Here is a 17,905-nt window from a genome sequence, read left to right as displayed (position 1 = left end):
GACCGGACAACGACCATGAAGGCCGATACGCACCCCGACTACCACTTCATCACCGTGACGATGACGGATGGTACGACCTACAAGACGCGCTCCACCTACCAGAAGGAAGGCGCCGTCCTGAACCTGGACATCGACCCGCTGACGCACCCGGCCTGGACCGGCGGCAACCAGCAGCTGATGGACCGCGGCGGCCGCGTCTCGCGCTTCAACAACAAGTTCGGCGGCTTCATCAAGAAGTAGGTCTGGTTTTCGGGTCACAGTCCCCGCCAGGACGTTCACGAAGGCGTCGGTCCCCGGACCGGCGCCTTTTTGTTTCCCCGGAACGCCGATAACATGGCCGCGTTGGACCATCGGGGCGTGGACGCAGGGTCCTGCGTGGAATCGGGCGAAGAGCAGCAGTGATGAATCGACGGCAACTGGGTCTGGGCGCGGCGGCGGCGGCCATCGCGTCGGCAAGCGGGTTCGCCGTGAGGGCGCAGACCCGTGATCCGGCGTCGGTCGCCTTTTACGACAGCTTCAATGACCAGCTGGCCCGGCTGCCGGCGACGGTCCAGCCCGACGTCCGCGCCTTCTACGAGCTGAACGGCTGGCGGCCGGTGTGGACTCCGGAACGCCTGCAGGCCCTCCGGGGCGCCGCCGGACGCGCCGAGCGCCACGGCCTGTCGCAGGGCGACTTCTTCGACTTCGACGCCCTGGCCGCCGTCCCTGCGGCGGCCGAGATGCGCACCACGGCGGCGGCCCTGGGCTACGGCCGTGTGCTGGCCGAAGGCCGGGTGCGGCCCGAGACGGTCGAAGATCTGTGGGAGATGCAGAAGAACCGCGTCGACCTGCCCGTCGGGCTCAACGACGCCCTCGCCCAGAATCGTCTGGTGGACTGGTTCGAGGCGCTGGCCCCGACCGACATCGGTTATTCGAACCTTTCGGCCGGCTATGTGCGCTATCGCCGGATGATCCGCGACGGCCGCGGCTGGCCGACCTTCCAGGTTGGGCCGACCATCGAACCGGGGACCAGCGACGCCCGCATCCCCATTCTGATCCAGCGCCTCGTCGCCGAGGGCGATCTGTCCGCGACCGACGGCGCCCGGCTGGCGTCGATGGGCACGCTCTACGGTCCCGAGCTCGAGGAAGCGGTAAAGGGTTTCCAGGTCCGGCACGGACTGGGTTCCGACGGCCGCATCGGCACGGGCACCCAGCGCTCCCTGTCAGCCTCGGCCGAGGATCGCGCCCGCCAGATCGCGCTCAACCTGGAACGCCGTCGCTGGCTGAAGCGCGACCTTGCGCCCGAGCGGATCGAGGTCAACACCGCTGCAGCGATCATGGTCTACTGGAAGGACGGCAAGCCGGTTCACTCGAACCGCGTCGTCTGCGGCTCGCCGACCAACCAGACGCCCAGCCTCGAAAAGCAGTTCGCCTCGGTCGTGGCCAACCCGCCCTGGTACGTGCCCGCCTCGATCGCCCGCAACGAGATCCTGCCGCGCGGCCCGGGCTATCTGGCCAGCCAGAACATGTTCATCACCGAGTCCGGAACCGTCGTGCAGCGCGCCGGGCCCACGGCGGCGCTCGGCTATGTGAAGTTCGAGCTGCGCGACAGCTACGCCATCTTCCTGCACGACACGCCGTCCAAGGCCGCCTTCAACCTGTCCATGCGCCAGCGCAGCCACGGCTGCGTGCGGGTCCAGGACGCGGTCGAGTTCGCCCGTCTGCTGCTGTCGCCCGATCCTGCCCTGCTGGCCCAGTTCGACGAAGCCCAGGACAGCCGCGAAACCAAGCGTATCCAGACCGGCCGCGAGATCACCGTCCGCCTGCTGTACTGGACCGCCTTCGTCGACGGTCAGGGCCGCGTCGCCTTCCGCGAGGACGTCTACGGGCGTGACGACAAGCTGGCCGAGGCCCTCGGCATCGCCGTCAGTCTGCCCAAGCCGGTCGACGACGGCCGCAACGTGGCGAACGACGTCGGGCCGTAGTCCCTACTGCCGGAACGCCGCCGTCAGCCGGTCCAGCTGGCTCTGCACCGGGTTGACGGCCTCTTCCTCCGGCGCATCCAGATACATGCGCCGGTCGAGATGGAGCACGCGGTCGTACAGTTTCTCGGCCCGGACCACGTATTCGATCAGCGCGATCGGCAGGTCGGGGTGCGTCGGGTCCGTTTCGATCTTGCGCTCGGCCAGCCGATAGCGGGGCTCGCACGCCGCGCTGGCGGTCATGTCGCCCTCTCGCACCGCCCGCTGGACCAGCAGCCATGAGGCGATCTGCATCAGCCGGGTGGTCAGCTTCATGCTCTCGCCAGCATAGGCCAGGGCCGTAGCCCGGGACAGCAGCTTGGATTCTCGCCGGCCATCCCCGTCCAGATAGGCCGCGGTCTCCTCGACCAGCTCCATCCCCTCCCGGAATGTGCGGTCGAACAACTCCGACCGGGCGAAGTCGTCGACGACGGCCGCGCGGTTGCGTCCGGCGGGCGTAGGGATGATCAGGTCGTCGCTGGGCATCAACTCGGTCAGACTCATGGGGCAGGCGCATCCGTATCACGACCGGCACGGTTTCGCGCGGTAGCCGAGGCGCTTGCAACGGCCATGCCAGCAGACCGGGTCAGGGGCGGAAATTGAACATGGCGTCGGCCGCGTTCCGCTGTGAGGACTTGCCTTCTATGGCCGCGTTCGAGCGGGCGATCTCCGCCTCGAGCCCGGCGATACGCTGCTTGAGGTCCTCGACCGAATAGCCGTCCAGATCCTCGCGCGTCAGGGCGATCAGGGGCGCTCCCCGCGCCGGACGGGGCTCCAGATCCTCGAACATCGCCGCCTCCTTCTTGGCCAACCGGCAACCAGACGCCTATCTGAACGCCCGGACACGGACGATTGCAAGAACGGGGAGCCGATGCGGGCTATCGAAATTACTGGCGGATCGGGTCCCGCGGAGGCGCTGGCGCTCGTCGGGAGGCCCGATCCGGTCGCCGGTCCCGGCCAGATTCGCATTCGGGTGCGCGCCGCCGGCGTGAACCGACCGGACCTCCTTCAGCGGCAGGGCCGTTACCCCGCTCCGCCCGGCGCCTCCGACATACTCGGCCTCGAAGTGGCCGGAGAGGTGGACCAGGTCGGCGAAGGCGTCAGCCGCTGGAGCGCAGGCGACCGCGTCTGCGCCCTGCTGGGCGGGGGCGGCTATGCGGAATACGCGGTCGTCGACGCCCGCCACGTCCTGCCCGTCCCCGACGGCCTCAATATGGTGCAGGCCGCGGCCCTTCCCGAGACGGTCTGCACCGTCTTCGCCAATGTTTTCGAGGCGGGGACGCTGAAGGCCGGCGAAACCCTGCTCATCCACGGGGCGACCAGCGGTATCGGCGTCACCGCCATCCAGATGGCCAGGGCGGCGGGCGCCCGGGTCGTCGCCACCTCGCGTGGCGCGGACAAGGCGAGGGCCGCCAGGGCGCTCGGCGCCGAGCTCAGCCTTGATGCCCGTACGGACGACCTCGAGGCCGCGATCACAGCCTTCGGCGGCGTCGACGTGGTGCTGGATATGGTCGGCGCGGACTACGCGGCGTTGAACCAGACCGTGCTGAAGCCCTTCGGCCGCTGGGTGGTCATCGCCACCCTGTCAGGTTCGCTGGCGCAGGTGGACCTGGCCCGGCTGATGATGAAGCGGATCGTGCTGACCGGTTCGACGCTTCGCGCCCGGCCAGCCGACGAGAAGGCCCGGCTGATCGCAGCGGTGGAGGCGGGCGCCTGGCCGTGGATCGCGGCGGGGGCGGTGCGACCGCCCGTCGAGGCGACCTTTCCGCTGGAACAGGCGTCGGCCGCCCACCTGAGGCTCGAGGCGGGCGACCACGTCGGCAAGATCGTGCTGACGGCCTGACTACCAGCGTCCGCCGCCGCGACCGGCGGGACGGAGCGACGAGATGCGGTCGTTCATGCCCCACCGCTGCAGGTTCGCCACGTCGTCGCGGAACGTCTGGCACTGACCGCGGAAATAGGCGTCGGTGCAGGCCACCCACTCGCCGCGGAACTCCATTGAGCTGATCACGTCGTTGAAACCGCTGTTCCGCAGGTTCGGCATCGCGCCGGTGAAGCGGGTGCTGGCGCCGCGGAAATTGGAATCGCGGTACACGGTGATCGAGTTGCGCCCGCCGCCCCAGCCGCCGTCGTCGTCGGGACGTCCGCCGCCCGGCCGGTCCTCATAGGTCCCGCGGAACGGCCCGCAGGCCAGCAAGCCGTTGTCATTGCGAATCTCATAGTCCGAGCAGCGGTTCAGCTCGATCGACGTGCCGCGGATGTTTCCGCGACGGTCGCGGCAATCGGCGTAAAGCCGCCCACGATTGACGTACTCGCCGCTGCAGGTGTCACGATAGTCGCCGCGCGGCGCGACGCGCTCCTGACCGCCCCCGTTCGGAGCGGCTTCCTGGCCGGCGCCGGACAACAGGGCCACGGCGGCAAGGGTTTCGATCAACATGGGTCCCTCCATCGGGTTTCATGGACGCACAACGCGTCTGTGGAACCACTGTTCAGCCGCCCGGATGAACCGTGGCTGTATGCGGATGTCGGCTTTCGTTTTCTTTTGTCGCGAATGAGCCTATATCGGTGGCTTCCGCGCCCGGCCGAAAGGTCGGGCGCCGTCGTATCCGGAACCCGCCGCGGCGGGCCAAAAACAGAAGCAAAGACGCTCATGACCGACATCCTGATGCCCAAGGCCACCGCGGTCTGGCTGGTCGACAACACCTCCCTCACCTTCGAGCAGATCGCCGATTTCTGCGGCCTGCACCCGCTGGAAGTACGCGGGATCGCCGACGGCGACGTGGCCCGCGACATCCGCGGCGCTGACCCGCTGGTCAACGGCCAGCTGACCCGCGAGGAGCTGGACAAGGCCCAGAACGACGAAAACTACCGCATGCAGGCCGTAGTCAGCCGCCACGCCGAGCTGATGAAGAGCCACAAGCCGGCGCCGAAATACACGCCGGTGTCACGCCGCCAGGACCGCCCGGACGCCATCGCCTGGTTCGTGCGCAACCATCCCGAGGTCACCGACGCCCAGATCGCCAAGCTGCTGGGCACGACCAAGTCGACCATCGAGAGCGTGCGCAACCGCACCCACTGGAACAGCCCCAACATCAAGCCGGTCGATCCGGTGACGCTGGGCCTCGTCGGCCAGCTTGCCCTGGACGAACTGGTTCGCAAGGCCGCCGACAAGAAGGCGAAGGACGACGCCAAGAAGGGCGGCGCCACCCTGCAGCCCGCCGACGCCGCCGAGCCCGCCGAGCCGGAATTCGTTCCGGAAGCCCGCGAACGCCGCGGCGCCGAACCGACCGCCGAATCGGTCTTCGGCAAGAAGGACTGACAAAAACGGCCCCGGATCGCTCCGGGGCCGTCTTTCCTTGTGCGGGAGACCGTCGCTAGTGCGCTCGGGCCTCCAGACTGGTGATCTCTTCCTTGAGCCGGAGCTTCTGTTGCTTGAGCTCCCTTACGCGAAGCGAGTCCGTGGCCGGGTGGATCATCTCCCGCCGGATGGTCTCATCCAGGTTGCGGTGACGGTTTCCCAGTTCGCGGATACGAGCTTCGATGGTCATGGCTTGCGCCTCCATGTCTAAGGGACCACTAGATTGAGCGCCCGGCTTGACCGGCTGTGGAATCACTTTCCGGTGAGGCCGCCGGCCGTCCGGACCCGACGCCCTGGACCCGAATATGGCCGATGATTTGAACGGAGCCGTACGGACCTCGCCTCCCCGCCTCGTCGTCGGAATTTCCGGAGCGTCCGGCGCGGCCTACGGCATACGGACGCTCGACGCGCTGCGTGAGATGGGGGTCGAGAGCCATCTCGTCGTCACCCGCGCCGCGCTGCTGACCCTGTCGCAGGAAACCGATCTGTCGGCCGACGATCTGATGGGCCGCGCCGACGTGACGCACCGGCTCAATGACGTCGGCGCCTCGATCGCCTCGGGTTCGTTCCGGACCATGGGCATGATCGTCGCCCCCTGTTCGGTGCGGACCATGAGCGAGATCGCCACCGGCGTGACCTCGACCCTGCTGACCCGCGCCGCCGATGTCGTGCTCAAGGAGCGGCGGCCGCTGGTGCTGATGGTGCGCGAGACGCCGCTGCACCTGGGTCACCTGCGCACCATGACGGCTCTGGCGGAGATGGGCGCGATCATCGCCCCGCCCCTGCCCGCCCTGTACGCCCGGCCGGCGTCGATCGAGGAGATGGTCGACCAGTCCGTCGGCCGGGCGCTGGACCTGTTCGGCCTCGAGTGGTCGGGCGTCAGGCGTTGGGCCGGCCTGAAGAGCGCGACAGCGGAATGAGTTCGGACGGCTCGCTGTGGGACTGGGCGGTGCGGGCCTATGCCTCCGAGGGCGTGGGCGAGGCCTGCCTGCATCTGCAGGATGCCGCCGGCCAGAACGTGCCCCTGCTGTTGTGGGCCGCCTGGGCCGCGCGTACGGGCCGGCGACCGGACGCCGACACGCTGGAGGCCGCCTGCGACGTCGCCCGGGCCTGGCAGGAGGCGGCCATCGCGCCACTGCGAGCCATCCGGCGCACGCTCAAGGGCCGAAATCCGGATCTGGAGGACGGCGACCGGGAGGTGGTGCGGGCTCAGGTCAAGGCCGTCGAACTGGAGGCGGAGCGCCGCCTTCTGGCCGCCCTGGAAGCCCTGTCTCCGCCGTCCGGAGGTGCGCCGGGGCCGGTGCTGGAAGCCTTGGTCGCGGCGGCCCGGCAGTGGTCGCCGATGACGCCGCGGGCGGGGCTGGTCCAACTCGCCGAACGACTTCCGGCCTGAGCCGACGCACGCTATAAGCCCGCCTCCGGGGCCGACCATGAACGACGACGATCCGTTTCTGAGCGAGGAAGAGCTGGCGCTTCACGCCCGGCTCAAGGAACTGCGTCAGGAGCATTCCGACCTCGACGTCTCCATAGACGCGCTGTCGCGGATGCCTCTGCCGGATCAGCTGACCATCGCCCGGCTCAAGCGCAAGAAACTGACCCTGCGCGACGAGATCGTGAAGATCGAGGCCATCGTCCTGCCCGACATCATCGCCTGAGGCTTACCGGCCCTTCTTCCTGACCCACATGGCCGCGTCGGCTTCGGCGAGCCAGACCTCGGGGTCGGTGTGGCCGGCGAAGGCGCGGACGCCGAACGAGCCGCCAAGGCCGGCGGAACGGCCCTCCCATACGAACGGCGCCTTCTCCAGCGTCTCGGCGAGGCGGCGGGCCTTCTCGCGGCCTTCGTCGAGACCGGCGTTGAGCATCAGCAGGCCGAACTCGTCGCCGCCCAGCCGCCCGACGGCGTCCGACTCGCGCAGATTGGCCCGCATCATCTCGGCCACGTGGACCAGGGCGGCGTCCCCGGCGGCGTGGCCGAGGGTGTCGTTGACGCCCTTGAAGCCGTCGAGATCGAGGTAGAGCAGGACGGCGGGGACCTCATGGCGCTGGCAGAAGGCCATGGCGCTCTTCATCGCCGCCACGAAACCGCGGCGGTTCAGGGCGGGCGTCAGCACGTCGTGATCGGCCGCCGCCTCGGCCGCCTCGGCGCGGCGGCGCAGAGCCTCGACCTCGGCGCGGAGCCGCTCGATCTCGGCGATGGGGTTGATGACGGCCGCGTCGGTCACAAGCGAAAGAGCTCCCCGGCCGGCGACTCACCACGCCCCGGCCAGGAATGAGCCTAACGCCGTCGGTTGCGGGCGCAACGCGAGTCCTGTATCGCGCCGCTTTCCCGCGAAAGGCGTCCAGCATGGCGACTCAGACACCGCCGGTGGCGATCATCATGGGCAGCCGCTCGGACTGGCCGACGATGAAACACGCCGCCGACGCGCTGGACCGGCTGGGCGTGGCCTGGGACGCGAAGGTCGTCAGCGCCCACCGCACCCCGCAACGCCTGTTCGACTTCGCCACGGGAGCCCGGGCCGCGGGCTACAAGGTGATCATCGCCGGGGCCGGCGGCGCGGCTCATCTGCCGGGCATGGCCGCCTCGATGACCGAACTGCCGGTGCTGGGCGTGCCGGTCGAGTCGAAGGCGCTGAAGGGCATGGACAGCCTTCTCTCCATCGCCCAGATGCCGGGCGGCGTGCCGGTGGCGACCCTGGCGATCGGCGAGCCGGGCGCCAAGAACGCCGGCATTCTGGCGGCCCAGATCCTGGCGTTGTCCGACCCGGTGCTGGCCGGACGGCTGACCGCCTTCCGCGAGGCCCAGACCGAAGCGGTCCACGAGACGGTCGAGGACTGAGTGACCACGCTTCCGCTGCCTCCCGGATCGACCCTCGGCATTCTCGGCGGCGGCCAGCTGGGCCGGATGCTCAGCCAGGCCGCGTCGCGGCTCGGCTTCAACGTCGTCATTCTCGATCCGGAGGAGAACAGCCCCGCCGGGCGCGTCTCCCAGGGCCAGATCGTCGCCGCCTATGACAACGCCACGGCGCTGGGCGTGCTGGGCCAGACCTGCGCCGCCGTGACTTTCGAGTTCGAGAACGTGCCCGCCGCCTCGGTGGCGCGGCTGGCCGAGGGCGGCGCCGTCGTCTCGCCGGGGCCAAAGGCGCTGGCGGTGGCCCAGGACCGGGTCGACGAGAAGACCTTCCTGAACGGCGCCGGCGCGACCACGGTCGATTTCGTCGCGGTCGACAGCCTCGACGACCTGCTGGCCGGGCTGGAGCGGCTGGGCGCGCCCGCCCTGCTGAAGACCCGGCGTGAAGGCTACGACGGCAAGGGCCAGGTCTGGATCCATTCGGCGAAGATGGCGGCGGACGCCTGGCACGCCATCGGCGAGCGGCCGGCCATCCTCGAGGCGAAGGCCGATTTCACACGCGAGCTGTCGGTGATCGCCGCGCGCGGCCGCGACGGGGCCATCGCCGTCTATCCGCTGGGCGAGAACATCCACAAGGGCGGGGTGCTGAAGACCACGCTCGCCCCCGCCGCCGTCGACGCGAAGACGGAGAAGCGGGCCAGGGCCATCGCGAAGGCTGTTCTCGAGGGCCTGGACTATGTCGGCGTGCTGGGCGTCGAGCTGTTCGATCTCGGAGACGGCAAGCTGCTGGTCAACGAGATCGCGCCGCGGGTCCACAACACCGGCCACTGGACCCAGGACGGCTGCGTCTGCGACCAGTTCGAACAGCACGTCCGCGCCATCGCCGGCTGGCCGCTGGGCCCGACCGCGGCCCACGCCCGGGTCGAGATGACCAATCTGCTCGGCGACGAGGTCGAGCAGTGGAAGGCCTTGTCCGGCAAGGCCGACGCCCGCCTGCACCTCTACGGCAAGGCCGAGGCCCGGCCGGGCCGCAAGATGGGCCATGTGAACCGGGTGAAGCCGCTGGCCTGAGGAGGCCCGGGGGTGCGGGATGACAGGGTTCCCGCTGAAAAATGCGGGCTGTCACTTCATGAACAATCGCACGTAGGGTTCCGATTGCGGGATCACCGCGCCTGGACGGCGGCGGCGGGGTGATGGGTGCTGTCAAAGACCACGCCCGGCGGGCATTTGGACCATTATGCACGGGCCTGCGTCAGAAGCGGACGTGGGGGTCTTAGAGCCGCCGGCGCGCTTCGCCTGGGCGTGACCGGGAGTGTCGGAATGACGCCCGAAGTGTCGGGATGACAGGGTACGGGATGACAGGGTTTTGCCTTCTCCCCTCCGGGGGAGAAGGTGGGCGGCGGAGCCGCCCGGATGAGGGGGATGGTTGGGGCAAGCTGGCTGACAGCCGGTATGGAGCCGCCCGACCCCTCATCCGCCCCTCCGGGGCACCTTCTCCCCCAAGGGGAGAAGGATTCTAGCTTTTCGCCCCGTACCGCATCCGGCTCAGCGCATCCGCCAATTTGCGCAGCGGGGCGTCGAAGTCCTTGCCGGCCTTCCACTTCTCGAAGGCCATGACGTTCTCGATCCGGGCGGCCACGAAGGCCTCGGCGGCGTCCCTGCCGTCGAACCAGCGCATGGTCAGGGCCGGGATCAGGATGCCCGACAGGATGACGCGCTTGGAGTAGTGGTTCCAGTCGGTGGCGGTATCCCCGGCCCAGCGCCACAGCTCGTCAGCGGTCTCCCAGGCCAGCTTGAGGCCAAGATCGGCGTTGGTCGGCAGGGCCAGGAAGGCGGCGCAGCGGCGGGTCGCCTCAAGATCGGCGGCGCCGGCCTCCATCCGGGCGGAGACGGCGCGGGCGATTCGCTCGCGCATCTTCAGGGATTTGGGATCGACGTCGGCCAGCGACGCCAGCGCCCGCGCGTCGTGACGGCGCGACAGCAGTGCGGCGAGGTCGCGGGGCCCGTTGGGCAACAGCAACTCCTCGTCCCCGAGGGACAGGCCGTTGGCCTCGCAGGCCGCCCGCACCATGCGGCTGTTCCAGCCCAGCGCCGGCGCGCGCTCGACGCCGGCGTCCAGCACCGCCTGCTCCATACGGTCGGCCCAATCTCCTCCAGGACTGGCCCCTTCGGGCCGGCTGTTCGACAGGTGTGGCGCCTCGGTCATGGACGCAGCATATGCCCGTCCGGCGGGCGTTTCGAGCCTTCACATCTTGCCGCGACGATCTGGACAGGGCGGGGCCGCTCGTGTATCAGCCCGCCTTCACTCGCGGACCCCCGTCTGGCGAGGATGAGATTTATTTGTCTGCCCGTCTCCCTCACAGGACGCGGCGGGCGGCCAAAGGAGAGTTCAACCTGGTACAGATTTTCGTTCGCGATAATAACGTCGATCAAGCGCTGAAGGCCCTCAAGAAGAAGATGCAGCGCGAAGGCAGCTTCCGCGAGATGAAGCGCCACGTGCACTACGAGAAGCCCTCGGAGAAGCGCGCCCGCCAGAAGGCCGAGGCCGTGCGCCGCGCCCGCAAACTGGCCCGCAAGCGCGCCCAGCGCGAAGGCCTGCTGCCGCCGCCGAAGCCCCGGGTTCCCGGCGTGGGCGGCCCGGGCCGCGGCTGAGCCGACGTTACGAACTGAAGATCAGGGGCCGCTCCGGGAAACCGGGGCGGCCTTTTTCGTTCCGGAACCTGCCGACTGACCGCTCTTTCCGTCGTCATCCTCGGGCTTGACCCGAGGATCAGAGGCTGGGCCGGGCGTCCGTGGCGGCCCTCGGAACGTGAAATACACCCTGCACCGCGCACCGGACGATCTGATCCTCGGGTCAAGCCCGAGGATGACGACAAGGGGTGAAGTTCGGTCCTAGCCCGACGCAGATGGCGTGCATTGTCATCTCCCCCGCCCGATCGCCGCCCCGAACGCCTTCCAGCTCAGCTTCACGTCCGATAGCGCCCCGGCCCGGAAGGCGCGTCCCGCGACCCAGACCATCAGCAGGGCGAAGGCGAACATGCCGGCCATGGTGCCGACGATCTCGATCATCGGCGGGTCCGAAGGCGCGCGGGCGCTCATCAGGAAGGGCGTGAAGAACGGGATCCACGACATGATCTGGACCACTGGAGCGTCGGGCGTGCGGATCGCCATCTGCATGACCAGCAGCGGCACGACCAGGATCATCATGATCGGGCCCATCAGGGTCTGGGCGTCGCGCGGCGTCTCGCAAAAGGCCCCGATGGCCGCGAACAGCACGGCGTACATCAGGTAGCCGCCGACGGCGTAGATCGCGAAATAGCCGAGCAGGCCGCCCTCCAGCAGAACCTCGCCGATCATCCCCGCATATTGCGGCAGGCCGGCGATCAGGCCGGCCGCGCCGATGCCGCCCCAGACGAGCAGCACGGTCATGGTCAGGAAGGCCACGCCCAGCACTTTGCCGGCGAGAATTTCCGTGGCGGAAGCCGACGACAGCAGCACCTCAAGGATCTTGTTCGACTTCTCCTCCATCACGCTGTTCAGCAGGATCGAGGCGCCCGTGATGATCAGCGACCAGAGGATGAAGCCCGAGACCAGGCCGATGATGCCCGGCAACTGGTCGCGGAAGGACACCTCGCCACCGCTGGCCGACTTCGGCGACAGGGTCGTCACCTCGGGCTGGAAGGCTTCGGTCGTCGAAACGACCGTTGCGTCTATACCCGCCTCACGGAAGACCTCGCGACGCCATTCGTCCTTGAGCGCCGTGCGCACGAAGCGTTCCACCGAGGTGTCGGTGGCGCGCCGGCTCCAGACGCGGGCGGTCGGCTGTCCGTCCGCGCGGTTCAGCAGCACGACGGCGTCGAGCCGGTCAGGCCCGGCGACCTCGTCGCCGAGATAGCGTCGGGCGATCTCCTCCCGCGCCTCGCCCGGCGCCGCGGCGGTCAGATCGGCGGGGGGAGCGACGAAGGTCATTCGCGGGCCGTCGAGGCCGCTGAGCGCGCCCTTGGCCGCCTGCCCGCCGGCGGTCCCTCCCGCGGCGGCCTGAATCTTCGCCTCCGCCTCCTGACGCCGCTTTTCGCGCCGGGCCTGATCCTCCCGCAAGGCGTTCTGGACGGCGGCGGCGAGGCCGGAGGCCTGCGGCCCCTCTTCCACGACGACCACCTGCCGGATCGGCTCGCTGGTTTTCATCAGGACCGGTATGGCGCCCCCCAGCACGCCAAAGATCGGAAATGCCAGCAGCGACAGCCAGAAGCCCACCGTCTTCGCATAGGCCGCGAACTCGCGCCGGGCGATCAGCAGGGTGCGTTTCATCGGGCGATCTCCGCGGCTTTGACGGACTGGTCCTGATCCGGGTTGTCGCCTGTCAGGCCGATGAAGGCGTCGTGCAGGCTGGGCTCGCGCAGTTCGAAGCGGCGCACGTCCAGGCCGCCGAGGAAGGCGGCCTTGAGCGCGTCCTGGCCCCGGCCCCCGGCGGTCAGCGCCGCCTTGAGCACGCGCACGCCGTCGGCCTCGGAAACCACCTCGACGCCGCTGACGCCGGGCAGGCCGGCGGCCTGATCAGGGGCGATGACGCCTTCCAGCTCCAGGAAACGGGGCGTTGTGGCGCGGGCCTCGGCGACCGTGCCCTCGAAAGCCTTCTTGCCGCGCGCCAGCAGCACGACCTTGTCGCACAGCCGCTCGGCGTGCTGCATCACATGGGTCGAAAACAGCACCGTGGCGCCGTCGGCGGCCAGCTGGCGGATCACCGTCTCCAACCCCTGCTGGTTGACCGGGTCGAGGCCGCTGAAGGGTTCGTCGAGTATCACGAACTCGGGCCGGTGCACCACCGAGGCGATCAGCTGGACCTTCTGGGCCATCCCCTTGGACAGCGCCTTCATCTTCTTGCGCTTCGCGTCGCCGAGGCCCTGGGCGTCGAGCATCTCGCGGGCGCGGCGGCGCCCCTCGCCGGTCGGCAGGCCCTTGAGCGCGCCGAAGAAGGCGATGGCGTCGACGGGCGTCATCTTCTTGTAGAGGCCGCGCTCCTCCGGGAGGAAGCCGATCCGGTCGCGCACCTTGCGGCCGTCGTCGGCGCCGAGGATGGTGATGTGGCCCGAGGTCGCCGGCTGAAGCCCGAGGATCATGCGGATGGTGGAGGTCTTGCCCGCGCCGTTGGGGCCGAGGAAGCCGCAGATCGTGCCCTTCTCGACCTGGAAGCTGAGGTCGCGCACGGCCTGGAAATCGCCGTAGCGCTTGCTGACCCCGTCGAGCGTCAATGCCGCCGTCATATGCCCTCCACCGGATTCCGGTCTGTGAGGGCATTGGTAGGATTGTAAAGGACGTTTGACAACGACGATGACGCCCGCCGCCGTGCCCTTGTCATGAATTCCGTGTCATGTTCGGTGGATAGAGTCGGCGAGCCGGCCGGAATCCTGAATGCCCCACGAATACCCGCCCTCGCCTGTCGCGCCGCCGTCCGGCTCTCGCCTGTGGACAGCGGGGGCCACCGCCGGCGTGGCCGTCGCGGTGCTGGTAGGGCTGGCGGCGCTGCATCGGGAGATCGCCGGGCCCCTGCTGGCGGGAGCGGCGCTAGTGGCGCTGACCGCCTGGGCGGCGAACCGGCGGCCGGGACGAACTCCGGCGCCCGGCGCGGTAGAGACCGCACGCGCGGCGGACCCGGACCAGCCGGCCGCGGACCGGGTCTTGCTCGACGGGCTGTTCGAGGCGCTGGCCGACCCCGTGCTGGTGGTCTCCGGGGGCGAGGCGGACGACATAGCCGGCCGCCGGGTGGTGCTGGCCAACGCCGCCGCGCGCGACCTGCTGAGGATTTCGCGGGAGGGGGCGCTGCTGGTCTCGGCCCTGCGCGATCCGGCGGTGCTGGAGGCGGTGGACGAGGCGCTGTTCGGCGGGGTGGCGCGGACCACGGACTACGCCGGGGTCGGGGCCCAGACCCGGCACTGGCGGGCGCAGACCCGACCCCTGCCCTCGACCGATGGACGGGCGCTGGCCCTGGTGGTTCTGCGCGACGAAACCGACGTGCGGCGCATGGAGCTGATGCGCGTCGACTTCCTGGCCAATGCGAGCCACGAGCTGAGGACGCCGCTGGCCTCGCTGTCGGGCTTCATCGAGACGCTCAAGGGCCACGCCCGGGACGATCCGAAGGCGCGGGACAAATTCCTCGACATCATGGCGGCGCAGGCGGACCGGATGAGCCGGCTGGTCGCCGACCTGCTGTCGCTGAGCCGGATCGAGCTGAACGAACACGTCCCGCCCGCCGGCCGGGTCGATCTGGCGCGGACCGCTTCGGACGTGGTCGACGCGGTCAGCGTGCTGTCGGCGGAGCGGAATGTGCGGGTCGTGCTGCAGGACCGGACCATCAGCGCGCCGGTCCACGGCGACCGCGACGAGATCGTTCAGGTGGTCCAGAACCTGGTCGACAACGCCATCAAATATTCGGCCGCCGGCGACGCCGTCGAGATCGTCATCCAGCCGGAGGTGACGCTGGAGCAGGCCTCGGCGCCGTGGTCCGGCGGCAACCGGGGCGAAGGGGCGACGCGGCTGCCGCTGGTGACGCCCGACCGCGAACCGGGGCTGCGCTACGCCGCCGTCGTCGTGCGCGATCACGGCCCCGGCATGGCGCGCGAGCACCTGCCGCGGCTGACCGAGCGATTCTACCGCGTCGAGGGCCAGAAGAGCGGCGAGCGTTCGGGCACCGGGCTGGGGCTCGCCATCGTCAAACACATCGTCAACCGTCACCGGGGCGGGCTGACGGTGGAGAGCGCGCCCGGGCAGGGCGCGGTGTTCACCGCCTATTTCCCGGTGGCGGCCCCCAAGGGATCTCCGGACGGACTGTGACGACCGTGTCTCGGACGGCCGAACGCCGTAACAGAACTGTCACGCGCCCGTCTTAATCCGCTGACCATTCACAGGCAGGTTCCGGCCTCGGGACGGCCGGGCGACCGGCGCGTCCGATTCCCCCTGTCCGGACCCGCATGACCTGGTTTTTCCTGCCGATCCTGATCGTCGCAGCCGTCGCCGCCTACGTCGGCGGGCGCGCGCTGGCGCGTCGGCGTCAGCAGGGGGAGCGGGCCCATTCGCGGCCGGGCCAGCACGGCGCCTATGCGCTGATCTGGACCGTGGTTCCGGCGCTGGTCGTGTTGATCGGCGCCACGATCCTGGGCCCCTCCATCGAAGGCGAGCTGACCGCCGCCGGCGCGCCCGAGGCGGTCGGCGAGCTCGAACCGTTCCGCCGGGCGGCCTTCTTCGCCGACGCCCGCGCGGTCGGAGCCGGACAGCAGGCGGCGCAGATCTGGCCCGCGCCCTACGCCGAACTGCTTCCGGCCGAGGGCCAGCGCGTGGCGCGGATCGGTCTGGCGCTGGACCTCGCGGGGATCGCCGGAGCGGCGCTGGCGGCCTTGCTGGGGGCGTGGTTCGTGTTCAGCCGCATCCGGCCGGGCCTGCGCGCCCGCAACCGGGTCGAGGGCTGGATCGTCGGCCTGCTGTTCGCCAGCTCGGCGGTCGCGGTGCTGACCACCGTCGGGATCATCGCCTCGCTGGTGTTCGACTCCATCCGCTTCTTCTCCTCGGTGCCGATCGCGGAGTTCCTGTTCGGAACCCAGTGGAGCCCGCAGACGGCGATCCGCGCCGACCAGGTCGGATCGACCGGCGCCTTCGGGGCCCTGCCGCTGTTCGCCGGCACCTTCCTGATCATGCTGATCGCCATGGCCGTCGCCGCCCCGGTCGGGCTGTTCGCCGCCATCTATCTGTCCGAGTACGCCGGGCCGGTGTTCCGCGCGACGGTCAAGCCCGTGCTGGAAATCCTCGCCGGGGTGCCGACCGTGGTCTACGGCTTCTTCGCCGCCCTGACCGTCGGGCCGGCGTTCCGCGAGTTCTTCAACGGGCTTGGCGCCTTGCTGGTCGGCGGGCCGCTGGACGGCGTCGGCCAGTATCTGATGCTGGTGCAGAACCAGATGGCGCTGGTCGCCGGGGCGGTGATGGGGATCATGCTGATCCCGTTCGTGAGCTCGCTGTCCGACGACATCATCAATGCGGTGCCGCAGAGCCTGCGCGACGGTTCCTACGCCATGGGCGCGACCAAGTCCGAGACCGTGAAGCGGGTGCTGCTGCCGGCCGCCCTGCCCGGCGTGGCCGGCGCCATGCTGCTGGCCATGTCGCGGGCCATCGGCGAGACCATGATCGTCACCATGGCGGCCGGTCTGGCCGCCCGCCTGACCCTCAATCCGCTGGACACCGTCACCACGGTGACCGTCCAGATCGTGACCCTGCTGACCGGCGACCAGGAGTTCGACAGCCCCAAGACGCTCGCGGCCTTCGGCCTCGGCCTGACCCTGTTCCTGATGACCCTGGTGCTCAACATCGTCGCCCAGCGCATCGTCCAGACCTACCGGCAGCAGTATGACTGACGCGACCGTATCCCAGTCGGGCGAGATGACCGCGGAAGAGGCCGTCCGGGTCGACCGGCTGCGCGCCGGGCTGAAGCGGCGCTACGCCCGCGAGAAGCGCTTCAAACTGTATGGCCTGCTGGCCATCGGCGTGGCCGTGGGCTTCCTGCTGCTGCTGCTCGGCCGGATCGTCGAACAGGGCCACACGGCCTTCTACGCCCACACCATGACCGTGCCGGTCTACATGGACCCCGCCCGGATCGACCGCGCCTATCCGCAAGGGACCAACTTCGAGCTGCTGGTCGCCGAACAGCAACTGGCCCGACTGGGCGTCCAGGATGATGCGCAGGGGACGAAGGCGACGGCCATGCGCGGCCTGTTCTCGTCCGAGCTCAAATTCATCGCCGCCGGGCGGCTTCAGAGGCAGCCGGGCCTGCTGGGCCAGACCGTGCCGATCGCCGCGCCGCTGTCGGATGACGCGGACCTCTATTTCAAGGGCGAGATCTCGCGCGACACCCCGGCCGACCAGCGCCGCCTGTCCGACGAACAGATCGGCTGGCTGGACCGGATGCAGGCCGACGGCCAGGTCGCGAGCCGCTTCAACAGCGCCCTGTTCACCAAGGGCGATTCGACCGAGCCGGAGCTGGCGGGCGTGCTGGGGGCCGTGATCGGCTCGGCCCTGATGCTGCTGGTGACGGCGGTCATCGCCATTCCGCTGGGGGTGGGGGCGGCCCTGTACCTGGAGGAGTTCGCCCCCCGCGGCCGGCTGACCAACCTGATCGAGGTCAACATCAACAACCTCGCGGCGGTGCCGTCGATCATCTACGGCCTGCTGGGCCTGGCGCTATTCATCAACTGGATGCACCTGCCGCGAGCCAGCCCGCTGGTCGGGGGGCTGGTTCTGGCCCTGATGGCCCTGCCGACCATTATCATCGCCACCCGCTCCTCGCTGAAGGCGGTGCCGCCGTCGATCCGCGAGGCGGCGCTGGCCATGGGAGCGTCGAAGACCCAGACGGTGTTCCAGCACACCCTGCCGCTGGCCATGCCGGGCGTGATGACCGGGGCCATCATCTCGATGGCCCACGCCCTGGGCGAGACCGCGCCGCTGCTGCTGATCGGCATGGTCAGTTTCGTGCCGGGCGTGCCGCACGCCCTGACCGAGGCCGGCGGCGCCCTGCCCTCGCTGGTCTACATCTGGGAAAACGCCTCGGAGCGCGCGTTCCACGAACGTACGGCCGCGGCCATCCTCGTCCTCCTCGCCTTCATGATCGTCATGAACGCCGCCGCCATCTTCCTGCGGCGACGCTTTGAACGCCGGTGGTAG

General features: G+C 69.6%; 21 protein-coding genes. 13 read left to right on the top strand and 8 right to left on the bottom strand.

What is annotated here, in order from left to right:
- Positions 1–15 precede the first annotated feature (15 nt).
- On the top strand, positions 16–240 hold the full coding sequence (gene rpmE / locus VEB62_RS00300) for a 50S ribosomal protein L31 (RefSeq protein ID WP_324775138.1): 225 nt from the start codon (positions 16–18) through the stop codon (positions 238–240).
- Between the two features lie 161 nt (positions 241–401).
- The gene (locus VEB62_RS00295; protein ID WP_324794343.1) at positions 402–1,964 is read left to right on the top strand and encodes a L,D-transpeptidase family protein; all 1,563 of its coding nucleotides are present in this window, start codon (positions 402–404) and stop codon (positions 1,962–1,964) included.
- A gap of 3 nt (positions 1,965–1,967) precedes the next feature.
- Here the strand turns inward: VEB62_RS00295 and rcdA are convergent, their stop codons facing one another.
- Both rcdA and VEB62_RS00285 read right to left on the bottom strand, forming a co-directional pair.
- Positions 1,968–2,486, bottom strand: a complete 519-nt coding sequence (gene rcdA, locus VEB62_RS00290) for a protease adaptor protein RcdA (protein WP_324794372.1) — start codon at positions 2,484–2,486, stop codon at positions 1,968–1,970.
- Between the two features lie 100 nt (positions 2,487–2,586).
- Positions 2,587–2,790, bottom strand: a complete 204-nt coding sequence (locus tag VEB62_RS00285; RefSeq protein WP_300291115.1) for a DUF1192 domain-containing protein — start codon at positions 2,788–2,790, stop codon at positions 2,587–2,589.
- A gap of 81 nt (positions 2,791–2,871) precedes the next feature.
- Between VEB62_RS00285 and VEB62_RS00280 the strand changes: the two genes are divergently transcribed.
- On the top strand, positions 2,872–3,843 hold the full coding sequence (locus VEB62_RS00280) for an NAD(P)H-quinone oxidoreductase (RefSeq protein WP_324794339.1): 972 nt from the start codon (positions 2,872–2,874) through the stop codon (positions 3,841–3,843).
- On the opposite strand, the gene VEB62_RS00275 is transcribed toward VEB62_RS00280, so the two are convergent.
- A complete protein-coding gene (locus tag VEB62_RS00275) occupies positions 3,844–4,437 on the bottom strand; it encodes a beta/gamma crystallin-related protein (protein WP_324794337.1) in 594 nt (197 codons plus the stop codon).
- Between the two features lie 213 nt (positions 4,438–4,650).
- On the opposite strand from VEB62_RS00275, the gene VEB62_RS00270 reads away from it, so the two are divergent.
- On the top strand, positions 4,651–5,319 hold the full coding sequence (locus tag VEB62_RS00270; protein ID WP_324794335.1) for a DUF1013 domain-containing protein: 669 nt from the start codon (positions 4,651–4,653) through the stop codon (positions 5,317–5,319).
- Positions 5,320–5,374: 55 nt separating this feature from the next.
- Here VEB62_RS00270 and VEB62_RS00265 read toward each other — a convergent pair whose 3' ends face one another.
- Entirely contained in the window at positions 5,375–5,548 is a 174-nt protein-coding gene (locus VEB62_RS00265) for a YdcH family protein (RefSeq protein ID WP_324794333.1), read from the bottom strand.
- A gap of 115 nt (positions 5,549–5,663) precedes the next feature.
- Here VEB62_RS00265 and VEB62_RS00260 point away from each other — a divergent pair, with 115 nt between their 5' ends.
- The 3 genes from VEB62_RS00260 to VEB62_RS00250 are packed head-to-tail and all read left to right on the top strand — an operon-like array spanning position 5,664 to position 7,013.
- The gene (locus VEB62_RS00260; protein ID WP_324794331.1) at positions 5,664–6,278 is read left to right on the top strand and encodes a UbiX family flavin prenyltransferase; all 615 of its coding nucleotides are present in this window, start codon (positions 5,664–5,666) and stop codon (positions 6,276–6,278) included.
- A complete protein-coding gene (locus VEB62_RS00255) occupies positions 6,275–6,751 on the top strand; it encodes a TIGR02444 family protein (protein ID WP_324794330.1) in 477 nt (158 codons plus the stop codon). The genes VEB62_RS00260 and VEB62_RS00255 overlap by 4 nt, the downstream gene beginning before the upstream one ends.
- A 37-nt stretch (positions 6,752–6,788) precedes the next feature.
- On the top strand, positions 6,789–7,013 hold the full coding sequence (locus VEB62_RS00250) for a YdcH family protein (protein WP_324794329.1): 225 nt from the start codon (positions 6,789–6,791) through the stop codon (positions 7,011–7,013).
- Between the two features lie 3 nt (positions 7,014–7,016).
- On the opposite strand, the gene VEB62_RS00245 is transcribed toward VEB62_RS00250, so the two are convergent.
- Positions 7,017–7,580 carry a GGDEF domain-containing protein gene (locus VEB62_RS00245; protein WP_324794327.1) on the bottom strand — a complete coding sequence of 188 codons (564 nt, stop codon included), beginning with the start codon at positions 7,578–7,580 and terminating at the stop codon, positions 7,017–7,019.
- 122 nt (positions 7,581–7,702) lie between these two features.
- On the opposite strand from VEB62_RS00245, the gene purE reads away from it, so the two are divergent.
- Both purE and VEB62_RS00235 read left to right on the top strand, forming a co-directional pair.
- Positions 7,703–8,194, top strand: coding sequence for a 5-(carboxyamino)imidazole ribonucleotide mutase (purE, locus tag VEB62_RS00240; protein WP_324794325.1), 492 nt, complete (start codon positions 7,703–7,705; stop codon positions 8,192–8,194).
- Positions 8,195–9,277: a 5-(carboxyamino)imidazole ribonucleotide synthase gene (locus VEB62_RS00235; protein ID WP_324794324.1), complete on the top strand. Its 1,083-nt coding sequence runs from the start codon at positions 8,195–8,197 to the stop codon at positions 9,275–9,277.
- A 445-nt stretch (positions 9,278–9,722) separates the two neighbouring features.
- Here the strand turns inward: VEB62_RS00235 and VEB62_RS00230 are convergent, their stop codons facing one another.
- Positions 9,723–10,412 carry a COQ9 family protein gene (locus tag VEB62_RS00230; protein WP_324794322.1) on the bottom strand — a complete coding sequence of 230 codons (690 nt, stop codon included), beginning with the start codon at positions 10,410–10,412 and terminating at the stop codon, positions 9,723–9,725.
- A gap of 188 nt (positions 10,413–10,600) precedes the next feature.
- Here VEB62_RS00230 and rpsU point away from each other — a divergent pair, with 188 nt between their 5' ends.
- Complete coding sequence (gene rpsU / locus VEB62_RS00225; RefSeq protein ID WP_298127997.1) at positions 10,601–10,858, top strand: 30S ribosomal protein S21; 258 nt, start codon at positions 10,601–10,603, stop codon at positions 10,856–10,858.
- Between the two features lie 267 nt (positions 10,859–11,125).
- Here the strand turns inward: rpsU and VEB62_RS00220 are convergent, their stop codons facing one another.
- The gene (locus tag VEB62_RS00220) at positions 11,126–12,514 is read right to left on the bottom strand and encodes an ABC transporter permease (RefSeq protein ID WP_324794320.1); all 1,389 of its coding nucleotides are present in this window, start codon (positions 12,512–12,514) and stop codon (positions 11,126–11,128) included.
- Complete coding sequence (locus tag VEB62_RS00215) at positions 12,511–13,467, bottom strand: ABC transporter ATP-binding protein (protein WP_324794319.1); 957 nt, start codon at positions 13,465–13,467, stop codon at positions 12,511–12,513. The genes VEB62_RS00220 and VEB62_RS00215 overlap by 4 nt, the downstream gene beginning before the upstream one ends.
- A gap of 148 nt (positions 13,468–13,615) precedes the next feature.
- Here VEB62_RS00215 and VEB62_RS00210 point away from each other — a divergent pair, with 148 nt between their 5' ends.
- The 3 genes from VEB62_RS00210 (at position 13,616) to pstA (ending at position 17,905) form a co-directional block, all read left to right on the top strand.
- Positions 13,616–15,034, top strand: coding sequence for a sensor histidine kinase (locus VEB62_RS00210; RefSeq protein WP_324794318.1), 1,419 nt, complete (start codon positions 13,616–13,618; stop codon positions 15,032–15,034).
- 137 nt (positions 15,035–15,171) lie between these two features.
- Entirely contained in the window at positions 15,172–16,602 is a 1,431-nt protein-coding gene (gene pstC / locus VEB62_RS00205) for a phosphate ABC transporter permease subunit PstC (RefSeq protein WP_324794317.1), read from the top strand.
- Positions 16,595–17,905 carry a phosphate ABC transporter permease PstA gene (gene pstA, locus VEB62_RS00200; protein WP_324794315.1) on the top strand — a complete coding sequence of 437 codons (1,311 nt, stop codon included), beginning with the start codon at positions 16,595–16,597 and terminating at the stop codon, positions 17,903–17,905. The genes pstC and pstA overlap by 8 nt, the downstream gene beginning before the upstream one ends.

This window comes from Brevundimonas sp., assembly GCF_035626975.1.
Lineage (GTDB): Bacteria > Pseudomonadota > Alphaproteobacteria > Caulobacterales > Caulobacteraceae > Brevundimonas.
This window is presented reverse-complemented; position numbering and strand designations above follow the sequence as displayed.

Excerpts from the sequence above, each read along its gene's own strand:
- rpmE (WP_324775138.1), top strand. The coding sequence starts at position 16 with ATGAAGGCCGATACGCACCCCGACTACCACTTCATCACCGTGACGATG.
- VEB62_RS00295 (WP_324794343.1), top strand. The coding sequence starts at position 402 with ATGAATCGACGGCAACTGGGTCTGGGCGCGGCGGCGGCGGCCATCGCG.
- rcdA (WP_324794372.1), bottom strand. The coding sequence starts at position 2,486 with ATGCCCAGCGACGACCTGATCATCCCTACGCCCGCCGGACGCAACCGC.
- VEB62_RS00285 (WP_300291115.1), bottom strand. The coding sequence starts at position 2,790 with ATGTTCGAGGATCTGGAGCCCCGTCCGGCGCGGGGAGCGCCCCTGATC.
- VEB62_RS00280 (WP_324794339.1), top strand. The coding sequence starts at position 2,872 with ATGCGGGCTATCGAAATTACTGGCGGATCGGGTCCCGCGGAGGCGCTG.
- VEB62_RS00275 (WP_324794337.1), bottom strand. The coding sequence starts at position 4,437 with ATGTTGATCGAAACCCTTGCCGCCGTGGCCCTGTTGTCCGGCGCCGGC.
- VEB62_RS00270 (WP_324794335.1), top strand. The coding sequence starts at position 4,651 with ATGACCGACATCCTGATGCCCAAGGCCACCGCGGTCTGGCTGGTCGAC.
- VEB62_RS00265 (WP_324794333.1), bottom strand. The coding sequence starts at position 5,548 with ATGACCATCGAAGCTCGTATCCGCGAACTGGGAAACCGTCACCGCAAC.
- VEB62_RS00260 (WP_324794331.1), top strand. The coding sequence starts at position 5,664 with ATGGCCGATGATTTGAACGGAGCCGTACGGACCTCGCCTCCCCGCCTC.
- VEB62_RS00255 (WP_324794330.1), top strand. The coding sequence starts at position 6,275 with ATGAGTTCGGACGGCTCGCTGTGGGACTGGGCGGTGCGGGCCTATGCC.
- VEB62_RS00250 (WP_324794329.1), top strand. The coding sequence starts at position 6,789 with ATGAACGACGACGATCCGTTTCTGAGCGAGGAAGAGCTGGCGCTTCAC.
- purE (WP_324794325.1), top strand. The coding sequence starts at position 7,703 with ATGGCGACTCAGACACCGCCGGTGGCGATCATCATGGGCAGCCGCTCG.
- VEB62_RS00230 (WP_324794322.1), bottom strand. The coding sequence starts at position 10,412 with ATGACCGAGGCGCCACACCTGTCGAACAGCCGGCCCGAAGGGGCCAGT.
- VEB62_RS00220 (WP_324794320.1), bottom strand. The coding sequence starts at position 12,514 with ATGAAACGCACCCTGCTGATCGCCCGGCGCGAGTTCGCGGCCTATGCG.
- VEB62_RS00215 (WP_324794319.1), bottom strand. The coding sequence starts at position 13,467 with ATGACGGCGGCATTGACGCTCGACGGGGTCAGCAAGCGCTACGGCGAT.
- VEB62_RS00210 (WP_324794318.1), top strand. The coding sequence starts at position 13,616 with ATGCCCCACGAATACCCGCCCTCGCCTGTCGCGCCGCCGTCCGGCTCT.
- pstC (WP_324794317.1), top strand. The coding sequence starts at position 15,172 with ATGACCTGGTTTTTCCTGCCGATCCTGATCGTCGCAGCCGTCGCCGCC.
- pstA (WP_324794315.1), top strand. The coding sequence starts at position 16,595 with ATGACTGACGCGACCGTATCCCAGTCGGGCGAGATGACCGCGGAAGAG.